The organism is uncultured Coprobacter sp. (genome assembly GCF_947855755.1).
GTDB lineage: Bacteria > Bacteroidota > Bacteroidia > Bacteroidales > Coprobacteraceae > Coprobacter.
The window spans coordinates 41402-63773 of the sequence record NZ_CANUAR010000023.1; the positions used below are offsets into that span (position 1 = coordinate 41402).

At 40.6% G+C, this 22372-nt stretch carries 11 protein-coding genes; 9 read left to right on the forward strand and 2 right to left on the reverse strand.

The window, feature by feature from the left end; all coding sequences use genetic code 11:
- Nucleotides 1-42: 42 nt before the first annotated feature.
- On the reverse strand, nt 43-696 hold the full coding sequence (gene upp, locus Q0093_RS11695) for a uracil phosphoribosyltransferase (protein WP_297930652.1): 654 nt from the start codon (nt 694-696) through the stop codon (nt 43-45).
- Between the two features lie 415 nt (nt 697-1111).
- On the opposite strand from upp, the gene pckA reads away from it, so the two are divergent.
- The 4 genes from pckA to Q0093_RS11715 all read left to right on the forward strand — a co-directional run bounded on the left by pckA (nt 1112) and on the right by Q0093_RS11715 (nt 6607).
- Nucleotides 1112-2719, forward strand: coding sequence for a phosphoenolpyruvate carboxykinase (ATP) (pckA, locus tag Q0093_RS11700; RefSeq protein WP_294178204.1), 1608 nt, complete (start codon nt 1112-1114; stop codon nt 2717-2719).
- A gap of 447 nt (nt 2720-3166) precedes the next feature.
- Nucleotides 3167-3829: a succinate dehydrogenase cytochrome b subunit gene (locus tag Q0093_RS11705; protein ID WP_294178205.1), complete on the forward strand. Its 663-nt coding sequence runs from the start codon at nt 3167-3169 to the stop codon at nt 3827-3829.
- Nucleotides 3830-3885: 56 nt separating this feature from the next.
- Entirely contained in the window at nt 3886-5829 is a 1944-nt protein-coding gene (locus tag Q0093_RS11710; RefSeq protein ID WP_294178207.1) for a fumarate reductase/succinate dehydrogenase flavoprotein subunit, read from the forward strand.
- 22 nt (nt 5830-5851) lie between these two features.
- The gene (locus Q0093_RS11715; RefSeq protein ID WP_009318442.1) at nt 5852-6607 is read left to right on the forward strand and encodes a succinate dehydrogenase/fumarate reductase iron-sulfur subunit; all 756 of its coding nucleotides are present in this window, start codon (nt 5852-5854) and stop codon (nt 6605-6607) included.
- Between the two features lie 85 nt (nt 6608-6692).
- On the opposite strand, the gene Q0093_RS11720 is transcribed toward Q0093_RS11715, so the two are convergent.
- On the reverse strand, nt 6693-7388 hold the full coding sequence (locus tag Q0093_RS11720; RefSeq protein WP_294178212.1) for a hypothetical protein: 696 nt from the start codon (nt 7386-7388) through the stop codon (nt 6693-6695).
- Nucleotides 7389-7970: 582 nt separating this feature from the next.
- Here Q0093_RS11720 and Q0093_RS11725 point away from each other — a divergent pair.
- From Q0093_RS11725 to Q0093_RS11745, 5 genes are all read left to right on the forward strand, one after another.
- Nucleotides 7971-8441 (forward strand): T9SS type A sorting domain-containing protein, encoded by a 471-nt coding sequence (locus Q0093_RS11725; protein WP_297930655.1) that lies wholly within the window; start codon nt 7971-7973, stop codon nt 8439-8441.
- Between the two features lie 29 nt (nt 8442-8470).
- On the forward strand, nt 8471-10801 hold the full coding sequence (locus Q0093_RS11730) for a hypothetical protein (protein WP_297930658.1): 2331 nt from the start codon (nt 8471-8473) through the stop codon (nt 10799-10801).
- A 29-nt stretch (nt 10802-10830) separates the two neighbouring features.
- Nucleotides 10831-20448: a LamG-like jellyroll fold domain-containing protein gene (locus tag Q0093_RS11735; RefSeq protein ID WP_297930661.1), complete on the forward strand. Its 9618-nt coding sequence runs from the start codon at nt 10831-10833 to the stop codon at nt 20446-20448.
- 61 nt (nt 20449-20509) lie between these two features.
- The gene (locus tag Q0093_RS11740) at nt 20510-20935 is read left to right on the forward strand and encodes a hypothetical protein (protein WP_294178219.1); all 426 of its coding nucleotides are present in this window, start codon (nt 20510-20512) and stop codon (nt 20933-20935) included.
- Between the two features lie 21 nt (nt 20936-20956).
- Entirely contained in the window at nt 20957-22198 is a 1242-nt protein-coding gene (locus tag Q0093_RS11745) for an OmpA family protein (protein WP_297930663.1), read from the forward strand.
- The last annotated feature ends 174 nt before the right edge of the window (nt 22199-22372 follow it).

Genomic DNA, 22372 nt, shown 5'->3' on the forward strand with positions numbered 1-22372 from the left:
AAATTTAGAGTTTAGCACTTTTATTAGACGACGTTGATATGGTTATTCCTTTTCACCGTAAGCCAGATCTCCGGCATCCCCTAACCCGGGTACGATATAAGAATGTTCGTTAAGATCCGGATCAATAGCACCGACCCAAACCGTTGTTTTCTCTTCAGGAAAATGAGTGGTAATATATTCGATTGCTTTTTGACTGGCTATTACCGATGCTATATGTATATGCTCCGGTTCACCTTTTGTAAGCAGAGCTCTGTATGAGAGTTCCATAGAACCTCCGGTGGCTAACATGGGATCTGTCAAGATCAGAACTTTCCCATCAATACGCGGAGAGGCAATGTATTCTATGAAAATCTCAAAATTCAGTTTGTCTTTATATTTCCGGTACGCCGAAACAAATGCATTTTCGGCCCGGTCGAAATAATTCAAAAATCCTTGGTGGTAGGGTATTCCTGCACGTAGTATTGTCCCGATTACTATTTTATCGTCGGCTGTGTTTACACGGGCTACCCCTAAAGGAGTCGTAACCGGTTTTTCGCTATACCGAAGGTCTTTACTGATTTCATAAGACATTACTTCTCCTATTCTTTCCAGATTTTTTCTGAACCGGAGTCGATCTTGTTGAATGTGTATATCCCGTATTTCTGCAACAAAACGATTTAGTTCCGAATTCTTTTCTGCGAAATTAACGATTTTCATTTAGTAACTTTTAAAATGAAATGCAAAAATAGATATTTATTGCGAGAAATCAGTGTATTAACTTCTGAAAAACGATATAAGAGTCTGTTTAAATTTTTCGATAAGAAAATATTATCAGATCATTTTTGCTTTTTCTTCCAAATCGTTTTTCTGTTTTCGCTTGTCAGAATTTGTTATCTTCTTTATAAAAACAGAAAAACATCCTCGAAAAAACTTTCAAATCTGACCCCAATAAAATTTAAACAGGCTCTAAAGGGATTGACTTTTCGAATAGGAATAAAAAAATGAGTCAATTAGCGAAAAATTTCTTTAATTAGAGTAACCATGTGCCGAAATTATATTACTTTTGCATCGGATTTAGAAGAGAGAGATAATTAATTATATTCAGTCAATCATTTAATTCAACCAAAAGAAAATGGCAAATTTAGATTTAAGCAAGTACGGTATTACTGGTACTACTGAAATCCTGCACAATCCGTCATACGACGTATTGTTCGCAGAAGAAACCAAACCGGGTTTGGTAGGTTTTGAAAAAGGTCAGGTAACTGAACTGGGTGCTGTGAACGTAATGACAGGTGTTTATACCGGCCGTTCTCCTAAAGATAAATTTTTTGTGAAAGATGCTACCAGCGAAAATACTGTATGGTGGACCTCTGAAGAATACAAAAATGACAATAAACCGGTTAGCGAAGCAGCTTGGAAAGAACTGAAAAATATCGCTGTAAAAGAATTGTCAAACAAAAAATTGTTTGTTGTAGATGCTTTCTGCGGTGCTAACGAAGCTACTCGTCTGAAAGTTCGTTTCATCGTTGAGGTTGCTTGGCAGGCTCACTTTGTTACTAACATGTTTATTCGTCCGACAGCAGAAGAGTTGAAAAACTTCGGAGAACCTGATTTTGTTGTTTACAATGCATCTAAGGCTAAAGTAGAAAATTATAAAGAGTTGGGTCTGAACTCTGAAACTGCTGTCGTATTTAATTTGACTACTAAAGAACAGGTTATTATCAATACTTGGTATGGCGGTGAAATGAAGAAAGGTATGTTCTCTATCATGAACTATCTAAATCCGCTGCGTGGTATCGCTTCGATGCACTGTTCTGCCAATACCGACAAAGCCGGTAAAAGCTCGGCTATTTTCTTCGGATTGTCCGGTACGGGAAAAACAACTTTATCGACAGATCCGAAACGTTTGTTGATCGGAGACGATGAACACGGTTGGGACGATGAAGGCGTATTCAACTATGAAGGCGGATGCTATGCAAAAGTTATTAATCTTGATAAGGAGAGCGAACCAGACATTTATAACGCTATCAAACGTGACGCTTTGCTTGAAAATGTTACTGTCGCTGCTGACGGTAAGATCGATTTTGCAGATAAGAGCGTAACTGAGAATACTCGTGTTTCTTATCCGATTTATCACATCGAAAATATCGTAAAACCGATTTCGAAAGGTCCTCACGCAAAACAAGTGATTTTCTTGTCTGCAGATGCTTTCGGCGTATTGCCTCCGGTATCTATATTGAATGCAGAGCAGACTAAATATTACTTCTTGTCAGGATTTACAGCTAAATTGGCCGGAACAGAACGTGGTATTACCGAGCCGACTCCTACATTCTCTGCTTGCTTCGGCGCTGCTTTCTTGTCATTGCACCCGACAAAATATGGAGAAGAACTGGTGAAGAAGATGGAAAAAACCGGTGCTAAAGCTTATTTGGTCAACACAGGTTGGAATGGAACAGGCAAGCGAATTTCTATTAAGGACACTCGCGGTATTATCGATGCTATTCTCGATGGTTCTATCGATAAAGCTCCGACCAAAGTTATTCCTTATTTTGATTTCGTTGTTCCTACAGAATTACCGGGTGTTGATCCTAAAATTCTTGATCCGCGCGATACTTATGCAAATCCTGCTCAGTGGGATGAAAAAGCTAAAGATTTGGCTGGTCGTTTCATCAAGAACTTTGCTAAGTTCGAAGGAAATGCTGCTGGAAAAGCTTTGGTTGCTGCCGGACCGAAACTTTAATATCATTTCGATAAATAAGTATTTATCATATTCGGAAAAGGAGATGTCAGAGAAGGCATCTCCTTTTTTATATCCGGAATTGGCCTTTTTTGCTTATTATTTTTTGTGTTTTTCAGAGTTTCTAAAGTTTTCGATCAGATAATATTTTTTTGTCGGAAAATTTAGATAGGCTCTAAGACTTTAATCCGGTATGAAATTAAAAAACAGATTCTGAAAGATTAAACTCAAAAGGTATTTTCTTTTTGTCTTTAAATTTGTAATCTGCTTAAACAGAGACTTGTTACTGTTATTTATTGGAAAATAGAAATTTTTCGAGAAAGCCTTTTTTATTTAAGGAAAAAATTCTTTAATCACTTGTTTTGTACGCAATATTCATCTAATTTTGCAATTTGTAAAAATGCGGTAAATCTACATAACATAAATAAATAACTTAAAACTTAGAATCCTATGTGGTTATTCAATTCTTCAATCGGGAGAAAGCTGGTCATGAGTCTGTCCGGGCTTTTCCTCATTTTGTTTTTAACCTTCCACTTAGCAATGAACTTTGTTGCGGTGTTCTCCGGGGAAGCCTACAACATGGTTTGTGAGTTCTTGGGAGCCAATTGGTACGCATTGGTCGGAACTCTTATCTTGGCTTTGGGCTTTGTCGTGCATATCATTTATGCATTTTGGCTTACGATTCAAAACCGTAAAGCTCGGGGAAATGACCGTTATGCTGTGGTTGCCAAACCTAAGCAAGTAGAATGGGCATCTCAAAACATGCTGGTGTTGGGTATAATTGTCGTTGTTTTCTTTATTCTGCATCTGGCCCAATTTTGGTATAAAATGCAGTTTAATGAAATTGCAGGTTTGGATTTGGGCGTCGATCCTCACGATGGTTACCAACTGATTCTGGACACATTCAGCAATCCGTTGTTCGTTATTTTGTATTTGGTCTGGTTCGTTGCTATCTGGTTTCATCTCACTCACGGTTTTTGGAGTGCTATTCAGACGATCGGATGGAATAATAACATATGGCTGACTCGTTGGAAAGCCATTTCGAATGTTTATGCAACAATCATTTGTGCAGGTTTTGCTTTTATTGCGATTTATTTTGGTTTTATCGCATAATCGGAAGAGACCTTTTTGATAAAGATTTATATTAATTCAAACGAAAACAAACAAATATGTCTCAAATAGATTCTAAAATCCCCGAAGGTCCGTTGGCCGAGAAGTGGAGTAATTATAAAGCTCACCAAAAACTGGTGAATCCCGCAAATAAGCGTCGTCTTGATGTTATTGTCGTAGGTACCGGTCTTGCCGGAGCTTCGGCTGCCGCCTCATTAGCTGAGATGGGATTTAACGTATTGAATTTCTGCATTCAGGATTCTCCCCGTCGTGCGCATTCAATTGCAGCACAAGGAGGTATTAATGCTGCGAAAAATTATCAGAATGATGGTGATAGCGTGTATCGTCTTTTCTATGATACAATTAAGGGAGGAGACTATCGTGCCCGTGAAGCGAATGTATATCGTCTGGCAGAGGTTTCTAACAATATTATCGATCAGTGTGTAGCACAGGGAGTTCCTTTTGCTCGTGAATATGGCGGTTTGTTGGATAATCGTTCTTTCGGTGGTGCTCAGGTATCCCGTACGTTCTATGCTCGCGGTCAGACCGGCCAACAATTACTATTAGGTGCATATTCGGCATTGAGTCGTCAGATCGGTAAAGGTAAAGTGAAAATGTTTACCCGTCATGAAATGCTGGATGTTGTATTGGTAGATGGCCGTGCTCGGGGTATTATTACTCGTAATTTGGTAACCGGTAAAATCGAGCGTTATGCTGCACACGCTGTTGTCGTTGCAACAGGAGGATATGTAAATACATTCTTCTTGTCGACCAATGCGATGGCTTCTAATGGTTCTGCGGCATGGCAATGTTATAAGAAAGGTGCTTATTTCGCTAATCCTTGTATGGTACAGATTCATCCGACCTGTATTCCGGTGCATGGAGATTTCCAATCGAAGTTGACATTGATGTCCGAGTCTTTGCGTAATGACGGACGTATTTGGGTACCGAAGAAGATAGAAGATGCGAAAGCTTTGCAGGCCGGTAAGAAACAAGGAAAAGATATTCCGGAAGAAGATCGTGATTATTATTTGGAACGTCGCTATCCGGCATTCGGAAACTTAGTTCCGCGTGATGTCGCTTCGCGTGCTGCTAAGGAACGTTGTGATGCCGGTTTCGGTGTAAACAATACCGGATTGGCAGTATTCCTTGATTTTTCCGATGCAATTAAACGCTTAGGTAAAGAAGTGGTAAAACAGAAGTACGGTAACTTATTCGATATGTATGAAGAGATTACAGACGAAAATCCGTATGAAACTCCGATGATGATTTACCCGGCATTGCATTATTCAATGGGTGGTTTGTGGGTAGATTATGAGTTGCAAACCTCTATTCCGGGCTTATTTGCAATCGGAGAGGCAAATTTCTCGGATCACGGTGCTAATCGTTTGGGTGCATCTGCTTTGATGCAAGGACTTGCCGACGGATATTTTGTATTGCCTTATACAATTCAGAATTATCTTGCCGATCAGATTCAAGTGCCTCGTTTCAGTACCGATCTGCCTGAATTCAAAGAAGCAGAAAAGAATATCGAAGCTCGTATTAATAAATTGATGAGCGTAAAAGGTAAAGAATCGGTAGATTCTTTGCATAAGCGTTTAGGCCATATAATGTGGGAACATATCGGTATGGCTCGTGATGAAAAAGGTTTGAAAGAAGCAATCGAGATGTTGAAAGATCTGAAGAAAGAGTTCTGGAGTAATGTATTTATTCCGGGTTCGGGCGATGATCAGAACATCGAACTGGAAAAAGCATTAAGACTTGCCGATTTTATCGAAATCGGTACATTGATGGCTCATGATGCTTTGGATCGTGCAGAATCTTGTGGTGGTCACTTCCGTGTAGAGCACCAGACTGAAGAGGGTGAGGCATTGCGTCATGATGATAAATTCTCTTATGTTTCTTGTTGGGAATATCAGGGAGAAGATAAAGACCCTGTAATGCTGAAAGAAATGTTGAATTATGAATTTGTCGTTCCTCAAACCCGTAACTATAAAAAGTAATAATCAGTAACAAAGAATTATCATGGACAAAAATATAAATGTAACCCTTAAGGTTTGGCGTCAGAAAGGTCCTAAGGAAAAAGGCCGTTTTGAAACTTACCAACTGAATAATATTTTTCAGGGTGCTTCTTTCTTGGAAATGCTGGATATTCTGAACGAACAGTTGATAAAAGAAGGTAAAGACCCTGTTGTTTTCGATCATGACTGCCGTGAAGGTATTTGCGGTATGTGTTCGTTGTATATCAACGGTCATCCTCACGGTGCTGCGACCGGTGCTACTACTTGTCAGTTATATATGCGCCGTTTTAATGATGGCGATACGATCACTATCGAGCCGTGGCGTTCGGCAGGTTTTCCTATTATCCGTGACCTGATGGTAGATCGTTCTGCTTATGATAAAATCATTCAGGCAGGGGGATTCGTTTCGGTAAATACCGGAGGTGTACCCGATGCTAATGCGATAGCTATACCTAAAGAAGATGCCGATTTGGCGATGGACGCCGCTGCATGTATCGGTTGCGGAGCTTGTGCTGCCGCTTGTAAGAACGGTTCGGCAATGTTGTTCGTTTCGGCTAAAGTAAGCCAGTTGGCGTTACTGCCGCAAGGACGGGTTGAAGCTACCCGTCGGGCAAAAGCAATGGTTGCTAAGATGGATGAGCTCGGTTTTGGGAATTGTACCAATACCGGAGCTTGCGAAGCCGAATGTCCTAAAAACATCTCTATTTCGAACATTGCTCGTTTGAATCGGGAATTTATTTCTGCTAAGTTAAAAGATTAAATCTGGTCGATTATCTTATAAAACGGGGTTTAGCGTTAGGCTAAATCCCGTTTTTATTGTCTGTTTTAGGCAGCTTCTTACGGAGTTATTTCTTTTGTTTTGTGATTTTCAGTAGCGCTTCCCGAAGGTTCTCTTCTTTTTTGAGTTTCAGCTTGTTTCGTATATGGCAACGAGTACTGGTTATGTTAGATACCGATTTACCGGTTATTGCGCTGATTGCTGAAATATTTTTGTTGTCGAGGATCAGTTCGCATACTGATAGTTCTGAGGGAGTCAGTGTCTTTGCATATTGTTTTAAACGTTCGATATTCTGTTCATTATTTTGTATCATCTTTCTTACGCCTGACTCGATTTTTTCCCGGTTTTCTTTCCCGAGTAATTCAAGCACCTCTTCAGTTTGAGACATAGTCAACCCTTTATCTCTCATGATTTCAATAAAACGGAATACCTGTTGCTTGTCCATCTTTAAGAATCCGAGAATCGTCTTTTGTTCTATCTCGTATTTGATATTTTCTTTTTGCATATTCGATATGTTTTGAGTCAGATGCCGGCTCATTAACGATACGACTATAAATGCCACGAATATAGGGAGTGCGACCTCGATAAGGGTCTCATTTTGGGTCGTATATATACAATATGCGTATGTCAAGGCAGAAATGAAAGTGATTATTGACGGAATGTAAGGGATATAGGATATAACCATAAATATAAGTAACAGCCCTATTAATGTGATGTTACCTAATATTAAAGATATGGAGAATGGAGTATTTTTGATTGCCATAATTATACACTCTACCGATATTTCTATTTGAGATATTAGTGCAAAAGCAATTATAGCCGCAACTGTAGAAATCTTTTTGAAATAGTGGAGAAGGAATAATAAGATGATGAAGCTTATGTGTATGCTATTAATGATAAAGAAAAAATTTTTGTTTTCATCATTACCTCCAGTTATGAGAAATAATATGATTCCGATTGTGCACCCGATCGAGAGGTATGAAAATATTAATTCTCTTTGATTTTCGATTATATGTTTTTCCTCTTTCATAGTCTGTTGTGATTTAAAAGCATTTTTTTTGACAATATACGGTTAATCGTAAAAACTATACAAAGATAATTGTTTTTTTAATTATTATATAAATAGTTGGTTGATAAATAATTGACTTGAAATTTTGATATATTTCAGTATGATTTTTTGTAAATATTTATTTGTTGAATTTAGACTATTTAGCTTTTTAATAACTTTAATGTCGATTTATTATATCTGTCGATATTTTTTCTGTATTTGTGTTAAACGGGATTAAAACTCTTTTAAGTGTCGGCCGATAAAACTGCTTGATTTTATTATTCCATGATATATAGTATGAAAAATTATTTACTACTTATCTTATTTCTTATTTCAGTTAGAGAAGTGAATGCTCAAAATAGCGTTAATTCCGGAGGCGGGACAGCTTTATCATCAACAGGTTTTATCGGTTTTTCTGTCGGGCAACCTTTTTTTGTATCGCAAATATCTGCTACAGGTGCAGTTTATCCGGGAGTTCAGCAGGGCTATGAGATTTCGACGGAAGATGGACTCGACCTTTATCCCTCTGTTTCGGTAAAGGCGTATCCCAATCCCGTGACCGATTATCTGGTTTTGTCTTTTTCTTCATTTGATTTATACGGAGTGAAAGTAATCTTAACAGATTCAAAAGGAGTTTTTCTGCGATTATCCGAAATTGTAGAGGCTGAGAGCCGTATCGATATGTCTTCATTATCTGCCGGTGTTTATTTCCTGAAAGTTCTTAAAGATAACCGAGTATTGAAGACTTTCAAAATTTTGAAAAAATAATCAAGTAATATAACAATAAACGCAATTGGATGGAAATGTTTAAAAGAGTTATGGCCGTATTTTTACTGGCTGTAGCCGTTTTTTCGGTAAGGTCGCAAGTCCCTGATCTGATGAGCTACCAGGCAGTTATCAGGAATGTGTCCAATAATTTGGTCGTCAATAAGACGGTAGGTGTGAGAATCAGTATCTTGAAGGGTGGTATAAATGGCTCTCCTGTTTATGTAGAAACTCATTCTGTACAGACTAATGCAAACGGGATGATCAGTCTATATATCGGGAACGGAAGAGTCGTTCAAGGCTCTTTTTCTTCGATAGATTGGTCTGCCGGAGTATTTTTTATTAAAACGGAGACAGATCCTGACGGTGGGGGTAATTATACGATCAGCGGGACAAGTCAGTTGTTGAGTGTGCCGTATGCTTTGTATGCGAAAAGTGCGGGAAATAGTTTCGATGGAGATTATAACAAGTTGCTTAATGCACCTGTACTGTCTCCGGTAGCTACGTCGGGCAGTTATAATGATCTTTCGGATGTGCCCGAAAAACAGCAATTGAGTATAAGCGGCAGTACGATCTCTTTGACCGATGGCGGGTCGATACAACTTCCGGTAAGTTTTGACGGAGATTTTAATAATCTACTTAATCTCCCTGATTTTAAATTGGTAGCGACTACCGGAAAATATTCCGATTTGGCCGGTATTCCGGAAAAACAAACGTTGAGTATAAAAGACGGGAGTTTGGTAATCTCCGGAGGAGAATATCTTGCTGTTGATCCAGAATTTTTTAAGTTGCCTGAGGGATTCAGCGGAAAGTATTCCGATTTAACAGGAACTCCGGGAAAACAGAAACTCGGTATTAAAGAGGGTAAACTCGTGTTAGAAGGTAAGGAAGAGGAATTCGGTCTATTAGAACTCGATCCGAGTTTTTCGGCGTTACCTGAGGGATTTAGCGGTAATTATAAAGAATTGGAAAATAAACCGGTGAAACAAAGATTGAGTATAAAAGAAAATAAACTGGTTTTGGAAGGCGGTACGGAAGAGAATGATGAAACGCTTCTTGAATTGGGAGAATCGGTGGAGTTGCCGTCGAATTCGTTTAGCGGCGATTACAATGATCTGAAAAATAAACCTACGGGAAGTAATGAAGGCGATATTCTGTATTGGGCGAATAATGCATGGACGATTCTTCCTATTGGGCAGGAGGGGCAAGTGTTGAGTGTCGCAAACGGAAAGCTGGCGTGGATAGAGCCTTCTTTTGCCAATACTTCGGCATCGACCTATAAAGTGGGAGATGTTTATTATGACCGGAACGGAATGCCTGAAGGTATAGTTATCGAAGTTTCTACTGTAGGGCGTTACGGGAAAATCCTTTCATTGAAAGAGACTTCAGGTAAGCAATGGAGTATAGGGCATAAGACGACCGGTGCGACAAATGAGTCCGATGGTTTCGAGAATATGTCTGTTATAAAGCGTCTAACCGATTGGGAAACAAATTATCCCGCCTTTGCTGCCGTTGCGGCAGAAGGAGACCTGTGGTATTTGCCTTCTGCGAATGAATGGCTTTCGATTTATGAAAATAAGGAACAGATAAACATGCAATTATTGCAAGTAGGTGGAACACCGTTTTCAGGTCGGTTTTATTGGTCTTCTACCGAAAGTATGCGCAGCGGAGGACAAGATGATACGGAGAGTCCTTATGCGAATGGAATTGCAATGGAAGCTTATGTCATACCACCTGTAGAACAAGGTAAAGATCCGGTAGATATACTTGCAGGGGATTCTTTCGATGATGATAAAATGTCAGAAGGAGCGGTACGGGCTATCCGCCGTTTGTCCTGGGCGGAAACGACCAGTAAACCGGTTGCCGGAGAATCGTATGCCGTAGGAGATCTTTACTATGCCGCAGGGGATAAAGAAAACCCGATAGGAGTGGTATATGAGGTGAGTGATGGCGGGATTCACGGGAAAATCATCTCTTTCGATGAAGAGTCTTTGGTATGGAGCTCCGAATCAATAGTGGTGGGTGCGGATTCTGACAGTGACGGAAAATTAAATTCAAATAAAATATCCGGTATTGAGGAAAGTTCTGTAAAATATCCGGCGAACGCATGGTGTTCTGCGAAAGGGCAAGGTTGGTATATGCCTTCGTTGAATGAACTGATCGCCGTACATAGTGTACAATATCTGCTGAATGTAACGTTAGGCGAGAATGGCAAGACACCTTTGGGTGAGAATGAAAGTTACTGGACCTCTACCGAAGTAGATGCGAATAATAGTTATGTATTTATCAACGGAACGGAAATTTCCAGTAAATCGTCGGGAAAAAATACATCGGCGAAAGTAAGGGCCGTATATGCTTTTTAAAGTCGATAATAATTTAAAAATAAAATAGAATGAGAGTTTGTCTAAACAAAATGAAAAGAGTGTCGGACTCGGTTTATGGTTCCATGTGGCATTCGTTGGGGAAGATCCTCATGCTGATGGTTCTGTTCCTGAGTTTCGGGGTACAATATGTATCCGCAAGACATAATTGGCCTAATGAGGTGGGAGATGGTATTACTACGAGTTGGCATCCGGATGGAGGGTATATTTATTTGAAAATACCGGTTTGGGATGATGATGGCTCGGATATTTTGACCTATAATGCCGGGTTTTCTCCAAAATCGGGTTGGCTTGATTTGCAATTAGGAACATCTACTTATCGTATTTATTGCGATGGTGGTAATGGTAAAGGAGATAATCCGTCATTGTCTCGTTCTAATGGAGATGAAAAAGCCGATATGGTAGGTACTCCAAGAAGTGGCGATGTCCGGTATATGGAAATTAAGTGGTATATAAAAAATTCCCAGTTAAATAAAGAGGTAAGTATGTCTTTTAACGGATCGTGGTGGAATGACGGGGCTACGGCTGATCAGGATATTAACGGTTATACGGTAAAAGTTACTACGACTGCGGAAATGCCAAAGTTGACACTTTCTTCTCCTGAATTCACGCAAGATAATAGTAAAAAAAATCCGCAAGTGTCTATAAAATGGAGTAGAAGCGGAGGTACAGGTGCAATACAGGGGAAAGGAAATATACATCTGAGAAAAGACTCTTCTACCGGTGACATTATTGCAACGCAGTCAGCATCGAGTACTTCGGGAACTTTCACGCTGAATGCTTCCGATATAGATTTAAGTAAAGAGAATAGATATGTGATTACACAGGATTTTTCGGTACAAAACATTTCTCTTTCATCTACCAGTAATACGGTGACGTTAGATGCTTATCCTCAGGCTTCGAAATTAGAAGCGGCTTTTGATGAATCGACTCGGCAGATAAATGTTACTTGGTCTGTGCCCGGAACAGCCAGTTCGAATTATGTAAAGGACAACTTTATTTTGAGTTATAGCCATAAGCTGAATGGTGCAGCTTCTACAACGACAGAGAAAGTGTCCGTACCGTATGAGTTCGGTCAGACGTCTTATTCTTATGCGATAGATGTACCTGAAAATTCGACAGGGCAATATTCATTTTTCCTGATACGAGAGACGACACAACAGTATGAAGCGTGGAATGACACGTATAGGCAAAAAGTTGATAATTTACAGGTAAGCACGATACATTTGACAGTGACGGATGCTCATGCAGTATTGTTAGAAAACGGGAAAGCATTGATTTATTGGAAGATATCTGGTGACAACTGGAGTAACGGAAGTAAATTCGTACTTACCCGACAGAATATAACGCTCAATACTGTAGAGGATATCGAGATGCCGAAGAGTGAGGTAACTCATAAGCCTTTGCCAGCAGAATTTACTACAGAAGAAGAGTATAATCAATATGAACAATATTTTAAGGGAGATAATCAAGGTGCATATATCGATGATATGTTGCAGCTTTGCAGCGAATATCGTTATAAACTTCAGGTAAAGCCTAATGCGAATACTTATAGCCCTTTGGCTGCAATTCATACTCCGGAAACATTTATTCCGACGGATCAGGGTGATTTAAAACCGGAAATGAGCGCATCGAAAGGGTATTTTACCGACCGGGTAGAGATTTCATGGTCGACCGAAGGTGCGGCATTCGATAATTTTTCGGTTCGTCGCCGTATATATGATCCTAATGCTCAAGATGACAGCTCGTTCGAACAAATTACTTCTGTTCCGGGCGCTGCTACTCAGTCTTATTATTCGGTAGAAGATAAGAACTGCGTGCCGGGCGTTATCTATGAATATAAGATCGTGGGATTATCGAAGTGCGCGAATGAGACGGTTGAGAGTGAAACTCAGCCTAAAACCATCGGATTCCGGTCTCCGGTAGGACAAATTATCGGGCGGATAACTTTCGATGACGGTCAGGCTGTCGAAGGGGTCGATGTACAGGTCAGCAGTCGCGAATCCATCGGTGGACAGAGTATAAAGTTCAAAGGTACAGACGATTCTTATTTAGAAACCGACAAGTCTGTGGCGCAGACAGCACTTCCTTATACGATACAGGCTTATGTGAAACCGGCTTCGGACAATGTGACCGGTATCATTTTAAAAAAGGGAAATTATGAAGTGGGGCTGGAATCGGGAATACCTTATTTTAAAGTCTCGCAAGGTTCACAATCGGCGAAAGTAAGTGCTAATGAAAAATTGAATACCGGGCGTTTCTCTCATATCTCTGCTGTTTATCAAGGAGGAGAAGGAAATGACGAATTGTACCTTTATCTTTGTCGGGAAAATACAGCCGGAGTAGATACGATATTGGTGTATAAATATGGTATTACTTCATTGAGTATTGCTCCGGAAGAAGGTAAAGTGGAAATCGGAAAAGGTTTTAATGGGTATATCGATGAGGTACGTGTTTGGGATGCAGCTCTTACTCAAGAGGATATAACAGGAAACTATAACCGGTTATTGGCTGGTAATGAGGATAACCTGCAAGCTTACTGGCGTTTTAACGAAAGTGTCGTTACCGAATTTTACGATCTTTCTTATCATGGTACACAGTATAACGAAAATCACGGTAAAATATATAACGCCGATTTAGACTCGGATGTCGTTCCATCGCCCGAGCAGTTGTCTTTCAGGGGCGTTACCGATAAGAGCGGCAATTATCGTATCATAGGTATTCCATATTCGGGAGACGGTACGGAGTACACACTGACTCCTTATTACGGTACGCATCAGTTCTCTCCGGGAGAAAAAACCATTGTAATCGGTCATTCATCGATGATGTTCAATATAGATTTTGTCGATCAGTCGTCTTTCGATCTGTCGGGTATCGTATATTATAATAATAGTACGATTCCTGTGGAGGGCGTTATGTTTTATATCGACGGTAAAGTCGCATCGAAGAGTAATGGGGAGATCATTACCAGTAACGAGAAAGGTGAATTCGAGATACAAGTTCCGGTGGGTCAGCACGAGGTAAAAGCTTCGAAGCAGAATCATACGTTCGTAAATGACGGTAAATTACAGAATTCTTTTAATGCCGACCTCGATTATCAGGACAATATGACTAATGTGCGTTTTTGGGATGCCACCCGTGTACGCCTTATCGGACGTATTGCCGGAGGTGCGGTTCAGGATACTATACCGCTCGGACATTCGCTTTCGAAAAATAATTTGGGAGAAAAGGTTTCTCTTCAATTGAAATTGAATGATGATAGTAAAGGCAAGATTTATTATTATAAAGATGAGAATACCGGAGATGAACGTACAGAAGAGGAAATTACGGTGACGCATTTCCATCCGGAACATAAAAATACGGTAAAATCGGATGCTTCATTTATTTCGATTGTTCCAGATCCGGAAACGGGAGAATTTGTCGCCGATCTTATTCCCGAACAGTATAAAATCAGCAATATCTCCGTTACCGGATATTCAGGACTTAGTGATGCAAATATATTGGATCTTACTAATGCGTTCAGCGAGGAGAAAGTTATTTATACTTCAGAACCGGAAGATGGAGGAGTCGTTACCGAAGATACGGTGAAGTATAATAAATCATATAAATATATTCATCGCGAAGAACCGACATTAACTATCAGTCAGGTGAACGGCCAAGGTAAAACTCAATTCGGTAGTGCTGATTATAAAATGATGAATCTGGCAGGCGGAACAGACTTGATATCCTTGTATGATGAAAATGAGAAAACTTACCTGATGGGCAAACCTGTATTCGAGAAAGGTAAAACGTATAAAATTAAGATCGACGCTTATGAAGAGTATCCGTTCTATAAAGAACCGCAAGGTGGCGGAGTACCCGAAATATCGGATTATGACCGAGTTCCGGTGAGCGAGGGAAGTGTTTCTGTGACGAATGGTTTCGCCGGAAAGACAAATGAGCTGTACGCTCTCGATGAAAACGGATCGGTTACGATTGCTTATCAGACGGTAGAGCCCAGCTTGTCTAATATTACGAAAAAGATAGAAGCAAGTTTCGACTTTAACAGTAATACTATTGTGGCGACTCCGGTTGAAGGTTACCATATCGGAGGAGTTATGGCCGGTGGTAAAGATTTTGTCACTCAAGGACCTACTGAAGCATTGATGGTGTTGAGAGATCCTCCCGGTTCGTTGAGTTATGCTTATGCTGAAGAGGGCTTGGCGATCTCGAATAGCTCGACTGTTACTTCGGGTACGGCGTCTAATGTGGATATGCAAGATGATGTTTTATTAGGTTTCGAGCTGACGACTAGTGTCGGAGTCGGAGTAGAAACGGAAACCAAAACGGAAAGTGAAAATTCTATGGGAGTTATCGTTTCCTCAAAAGCCGATGATTCGAAATCGAATACTAAGGTAGAGACGACAACGTTGAGTACACGTTTCCAGACCAGCGATGATCCTTTATATGTAGGCCGTAACGGAGATTTGATCGTTGCAAACTCCACTAATATCAGTTACGGAATAGAAAATTTATTAAGTATTCGTCCCGTAGGTCCTAATTCGGGAGACCCTATTGTTGAAGCGGGAAGTTATTGCATTTCGTCTAAACAGGCTCTTTCGGTAGGAAAAAGCTTCGGAACGTTGTTGGTTTATCCGCAAGTTTTTATCGAACAGTCTTTGTTGCCGAGAATTATTAATTTACGTGACAATATCCTGCTCGATAAGGGAACGACGGATGAGTATGCCAAAACGTTGGCTAATCAGAACAACGAACCGGTATATATATCGAAAATAGACCGGGAGAGCGAGGATTTCGGGAAATCGAACAGTGATGTTTCGACATTCGACGGGGACAGTTATCGTGTGATTTTCCCGGATAATTATGATGAGACGACAGCAAGAGATACGATTGCCGCATTGAATACCTCGATCGATTCTTGGATCAAGATATTGGCAGACAATGAGGAAAAGAAAATAAAAGCGGTATCGTATAAAAATTTCTCATTCCAGGCCGGTGCGGGTGTGGAGTATTCCGAAGAGTTCGTATTGTCTCAAGAAGAAACGAAGACTACGACGTTTACCGTCGGTTCTGGACTGGCAACCGAACTCGGAATGAAAGTAAACGGATTCGGGTTCAAGATGACGTTGAACGAGACGGTAGAAACATCGTCGGGATCTGAAGAAGGTTCTTCGGAAGAGCAGACGAAGAAAATCGGATTTGTTTTGGCTGAGGAGGGCGACGATGATTATATAAGCGTCGATATTCGCAAAGAACAAGGAGTTTCGTCGGGAACTAATTTCGTATATTATACGCAGGGGGGAGCTACGGCTTGTCCTTATGAAGGGGAAGAAATGACTCAATACTATGAACCGGGACGACATAAATTGAGTGAAGGTACTTTGCGTATCGAAGTTCCTAAGATCGATGCCGAAGTAACTACGATATCTAATGTACCGTCAGATAAAGCTGCCGTATTCAAGTTGTTGTTAAGTAATGATTCTGAGGCGCAGGAAGATGTAATCTATACTTTAAAGATGGATGATGCATCTAACAATACGGGTGCAAAATTTACCATAGACGGTGTACCTTTGAGCACCGGGCGGGATTTTGTCGTTCCTTATGGCGATATTCTTGAGAAAACACTGGAAGTACGTATGGGTGATGCGTATGATTATGAGGGCTTGAATTTAATTTTAGCTTCTCAATGTCAGTATGATCCGACCGATTTCCTTGATGATATTGCCGATACGGTTTCATTATCGGTGCATTTTATACCGGCAAGTACAGAGGTGAATATCAAATCGCCGGGAAGTAATTGGGTTTTGAATTTGAACTCTCCGCAGTTATCTGACGGAACATATTATTTGCCGATAACAGTAGACGGATTTGATGTAAATTTCCGGAATTTCCATCATATTGCCGTACAGTCAAAACCATCTTCTTCATCTGATTCCGATTGGCAGAATATCATGACATTCTATGCCGATGAAACGTTGTATGAAGAGGCTCAAGAGTCTGATAAGGCAATGATCGAAGGAGCTTCTATTACTTGTAATTTTGTGGGTACGCTTGATCAGAATTACGACATTCGTGCGGTAAGCTATTGTTCGTTAGGCAATGATTTCGTGACAGCAGAGTCTCAGGTTGTGAGCGGTATAAGAGATTTGGTATTGCCCAAGTTGTTCGGAACTCCAAAACCGGCCAGTGGTATCTTAGGTATCGAAGATGAGATACGGATCGATTTTAACGAAGCGCTTGCCGAAGGATATTTTACCAATGCCAATTTTGAGGTGACTGCCGTGAAGAATGGTTCTAATGGCGATCATGACGTGTCTGTCGATTTGAACGGTGAAACGGATTATCTGACGACCGAGTTCGATAAGAATATGACCGGAAAGAGCATGACGATGGAATTATGGGTGAAACCGGATAACCTGAATCGTGCGGGAACGATATTTACTCAGGGCGATACACCGGAAATATTCGAAGTGAGCTTTACGGCAGATAAACGAATCGAAGTTCAATTAGGAACGGAAAAATATCAATCGGATGTGTTGAATATGTCTGCCGGTCAATGGGCGCATATAGCTGTCGTGTATGACAATACGGCAGGTAATCTGAAAGCCTACTATAATTATGAACTGGCTATTAATAAAGATAATGTACCGGCTTATAATGGTATAGGTAAGATAGAATACGGACGAAATGTAAACGGTGCTAATTATTTTGCCGGATGCATGCATGAAGCCCGTTTCTGGGATGAGGCTTATTCGATTGCCGACATTAAATCGAGAAGCCTTTCTATATTGTCGGGAATGGAATCTTCGTTAGTCGCTTACTTCCCGATGGATGAAGGCAAGGGGACTTTGATTACGGATAAAGCTCGAGGGAATAATGCGATTATGTATGGAAACTGGAGTACTCCTGACGGGAAAGCCATTCAGTTGGATGGGGCTACCGGAATGGTCGTGATTAATAGTTCGGAGATTCCTGTTAAGGATGATAAGGATTTTACTTTGGAATTTTGGTTCCGTACGGATGCTTCTACCAAAGCTGATGCTGCATTGGTGAATAATGGCAAGGCTGATGGAAATGAACGTGGAGAAAAAGGAAATAAATTCTTTGTCGGATTTGAAAATAGTCAGCTTATATTCAGAAGCAACGGTTATAAAGAAGTGATAAATGGTTCGTATATGGATCAGAATTGGCATCATTTTGCGGTTTCTGTAAATCGTAGTTCGGGTAATGCCCAGATCTTTATGGACGGAGAATTGAAAAACTATTTCAGAAGCGATAGCGTCGGGGCTATATCGGGAACTGAAATTTATTTGGGTGGATGCCGCTGGGGTGATGCTCAAATACCCGATATGACTTATAGAGACCGGTTCTTCTCAGGCCAGATCGATGAATTCAGAATGTGGAACAGCGCTTTGCCGCAGTCTATCATAAGTCGTAATACGAATAAAAAGATGGAAGGTTCAGAAATGGGGCTTATCGCTTATTATCCGTTTGAGAAGTATATTGTGAATACTGCGAATATAAAAGAACTTGTTTATACACTTGAAGATTTGGTTGAAGGAAAATCGGCGACAACGGAGGGTATTGTCTCTGAGACGAATGAGAGAGCTCCTTTGAAGTCTAAAGGTCCGGAACAGAGTGTGAAATATAGTTTTGTAACAAGCGGTAGCGCGATTATCATCAATCTGGAAGAAGCTCCTGAAGTATTGGAAAAGACTATTGTCAATGTGGCGTTGAGGGATGTTCGCGACTTGAACGGAAACATCGACTCTACGGTTTATCGCTGGAGTGCTTATATCGACCGTAATCAGTTGAAATGGGGCGAGAGTGAAATCGCTATTGATAAGAAACAGTATGAAGAATATGAATTTATCGTTCCGTTGAACAATATCGGAGGTAGTGTCAAGAACTTTACTATCGAAGGCTTGCCATCATGGCTTACTGCCGATCCGATGAGCGGGGAAATCGATCCGAAAGGAACTCAAAAGATTACCTTCACGATAAATGAAGGAACTAATGTGGGAACATACGAAGAGGTTGTGTATGCTCGAGGAGAGAATAATGTTACAGAACCTTTGCCTATATCGGTGAAAATAAATGGAGAGAAACCTGCATGGACAGTGAATCCGGCAGACTATAAATATAATATGTCGGTTTTCGCTAAGATGCGTTTCAATACGGTATTCTCCACTGATAAAGAAGATATGTTGGCAGCATTCCAGAACGGTAAATGCATTGGTGTAGCTAACAATAGTTATGATCGCGATCATGATATGTGGTACACATTTTTGACTGTGTACAATAATGAAAAACAATCTGGTAATATTGAATTCCGTATGTGGGATGCAAGTACCGGGAAGGTTTATCTTGCAACACCGACACCAGAGAGAACGATAACGTTTGTGAACGACGGGGTGGTCGGTACGGCTAAAGACCCGATCGTATTCGACGGTAAGGAGATTTTCTTCCAGAATATAAATCTGGTTAAAGGTTGGAACTGGGTTTCGTTCAATCTTTCGAATTCTAATTTGCCGAATGTGTCGGCAACGTTGATGAACGGAACGTGGACGACTTCGGATGTCGTGAAGAGCCGCGACTATTTCGATTCTTATTCGAAAACCAAGGGTTGGACAGGATCTTTGACGAAAAACGGAGGATTCGATAATGTTTCGCTCTTTATGTTACATTCTTCCGATGATCAGATATTGAGTACAGACGGTGCAATGGTTGATCCTAAAACAACACCTATAACGGTACTTGGTGGTCGCTGGAATTATATCGGCTACTTGCCTTCTGCCAATATTATGGTAAAAGAAGCGTTGGCGGGATATGACGCAAAAGAAGGGGATATTATAAAATCTCAGAGCCAGTTTGCAATGTATTCCGGTACGGGTTGGATCGGTAATCTGAAGTATATGGAACAGAACAAGGGGTATATGTTGTTGCGTACGACTTCTGATAATGTTGCTTTTACTTATCCTTCTACATCGGGATCTTTGTCGAACAGGAATATCTTACGTAAGAACAGGCGTTCGGCAGATGAAAATGTACAGGAAACTTATGTGAATAACAATTATGCCGAGAATATGAGTATTGTCGCCGTTTCGGAAGATGTTGAACCGGGGGATAAGATTCTTGCTTATGTCGACGGAGTATTGAGAGGCGTGAGCGATTGTGTCAATGTCAATGACAAGCAACTCAATTTCATCTCCGTATCGGGAGAAAGTCGTGATCGCGACGTGACGTTCGAGCTGGAGAGAAACGGAGATATAGTGGCTCGTGCCAAAACGACGCTCGCTTACCGGTCGAACTCGGTAGTCGGAACGCTCGATCAACCGGTAGTTATCGACTTCAGCGCACCGGAAGACAATATCTCGGTTTACCCGAATCCGTTTACTGATAAGCTGAATGTCTATGTTAAAGCTAAGGCCGATGATACGGTTGAGGTTGCTGTTTATGATGTCATGGGACGTAAGGTAATGCAGTGGGCGAAAGAAACACTCAAAAGTGATTTCTATCATGTAACTTGGGATGGAATTGCGAATAGTGATGCTTGTGCTCCGGGTATTTATCTCGTACGAATTACTCTTAACGGAGAAACCGTCGTGCGTAAAGTAGAAAAACAATAGTTAAAAAGATCTGTTTCTACCTTCCTTTATAGGAGGGTAGGGACAGCTTAATATAGTAAATATGAAAAAAATAGTAAAATATTGCATGCTTTTATTTACTCTTACCATTTGCTTGGGAAGTTGTAAAGAAGAAGAGGTTTATACGACATTTCCCGCTCCGGTTTGGCAGGTAGATGATGCGAAATATTCGGTGAGTATGACAGCCGTTGTTGTGTTGCCGGAGAACTTACAACCTTATTTTCAGTCGGATGATCAGATTGCAGCTTTTGTAAATGACGAGTGTAGGGGTGTAGGTCAGCTTATAGATAATGCCTTTTTTATTACGATAAAGGGAACTCCGGAAGAGACATCGAAGGTGTCGTTCCGTTATTATAATACGCGAAACCAGTATATGTATGCGACTGACGCGAATTTGTCGTTCGAACCGGATGCCATTTATGGTACGGCAGATGCGCCTGAAATGTTGGTGCTGAACATAATTCAATAATCTGATAAGGTAAAAATAATCATGAAAAAAATGAATAAATATATTATTGTGTGTGCATTATCTTCTCTTTGTTTCTTGAATACTGTTGCTCAAACTAAGGGAAATAGATCGGATATCCGTTCTAATTGGTATATCGAGATGGGAGTCGGTGCTCAGGTATTGTTTTCTGCAGATGCATCGAAACTCAGTTTCGGAGACCGTATTACACCGTCTATTTCATTGGCGGGTGGTAAATGGTTTTCTCCTTATTGGGGGGCTCGTTTTCAACTGCAGGGTTATAGTTTTAACGGAAATAGCACGACAAACGGGTTGTATTTGGGAAATCCTTTGAATAACGGACTTGTTTACGGCTCTAATGACCCGGTAAGAAATGAAAGCGTAATACGTCCTGATGGTAGTTACCGTCATTATTTACGTTATATGAATATGCATGTCGATTTTCAGGTAAGTCTTGCTAATCTGATAGGAGGGTATAAGCCTGAACGGAAGTGGGACATCATTCCGGCTGCGGGGATCGGATATGCTCATGCTTTTGCTTATAAGGGGACTCCGAAAACGAATGTTATCTCTACCAATTTTTCTTTGATGGGAAAATATAAATTGCCGAAGGGATTTGATGTGAATCTGGAGGTTCAAAGCGCATTATTCCCCGATCAGTTTGACGGACGTATTACGGGAGGAATGTATGAAAGCAATTGTGCCGTTACGCTTGGGGTAACTTATAATTTCGGAAGCCGGGGTTTTGCAGTGGCGGAAAATGCGGCAAGACGTAAACACCGGGCGGTAAGAGGATCGAGAAAAGTGCGTTATGTGCAGATTCTTAATCCGGAAGCTGCAGCAAGAAAGGTCGAGGTTATAAGAACGGTGAACGACACGGTCTTTATAAATAAAGAAGTTAAAGTGCGCGAGGAAGTTCCGGCAAGATCTAACGAGCCTGTCATGTTGGGGTCGATTCTTTTCGATATAAACAGGACTATGCCGATGCAGGGACAGGAGATCACGTTTGTCAATATCGCAAAATTTATGAATGATTATCCCGAAGCAAAAATCCGTCTTGCCGGTTATGCCGACCAGCAAACCGGTACGCCTCAATATAATTTGAAACTCTCGACAAAACGTGGAATCTCAGTTAAGGATATTTTAGTAAAGAAATATAACATAGACCGTAAACGGATCGAGGTTCAAGGAGTAGGGGCGGATGCCCAGCCTTATGAACAGGATAAGTGGAATCGGGTGGTTATCGTTACTGCTGTTGATTTTTAGTTTCCGTTTAAACAATGTGGATATACCTATTTATGGGTAATGATTTCTTGTTTTTTCACCGAATGTGGGTATTGTGGCTGTATTATTCCGATATTATTTTTGTATCGAAGAATTTGAATTACAGCAAACATTGTTCTTAGGTCGTACTAATTTATGTGTGAAAAAGCCTTTTCC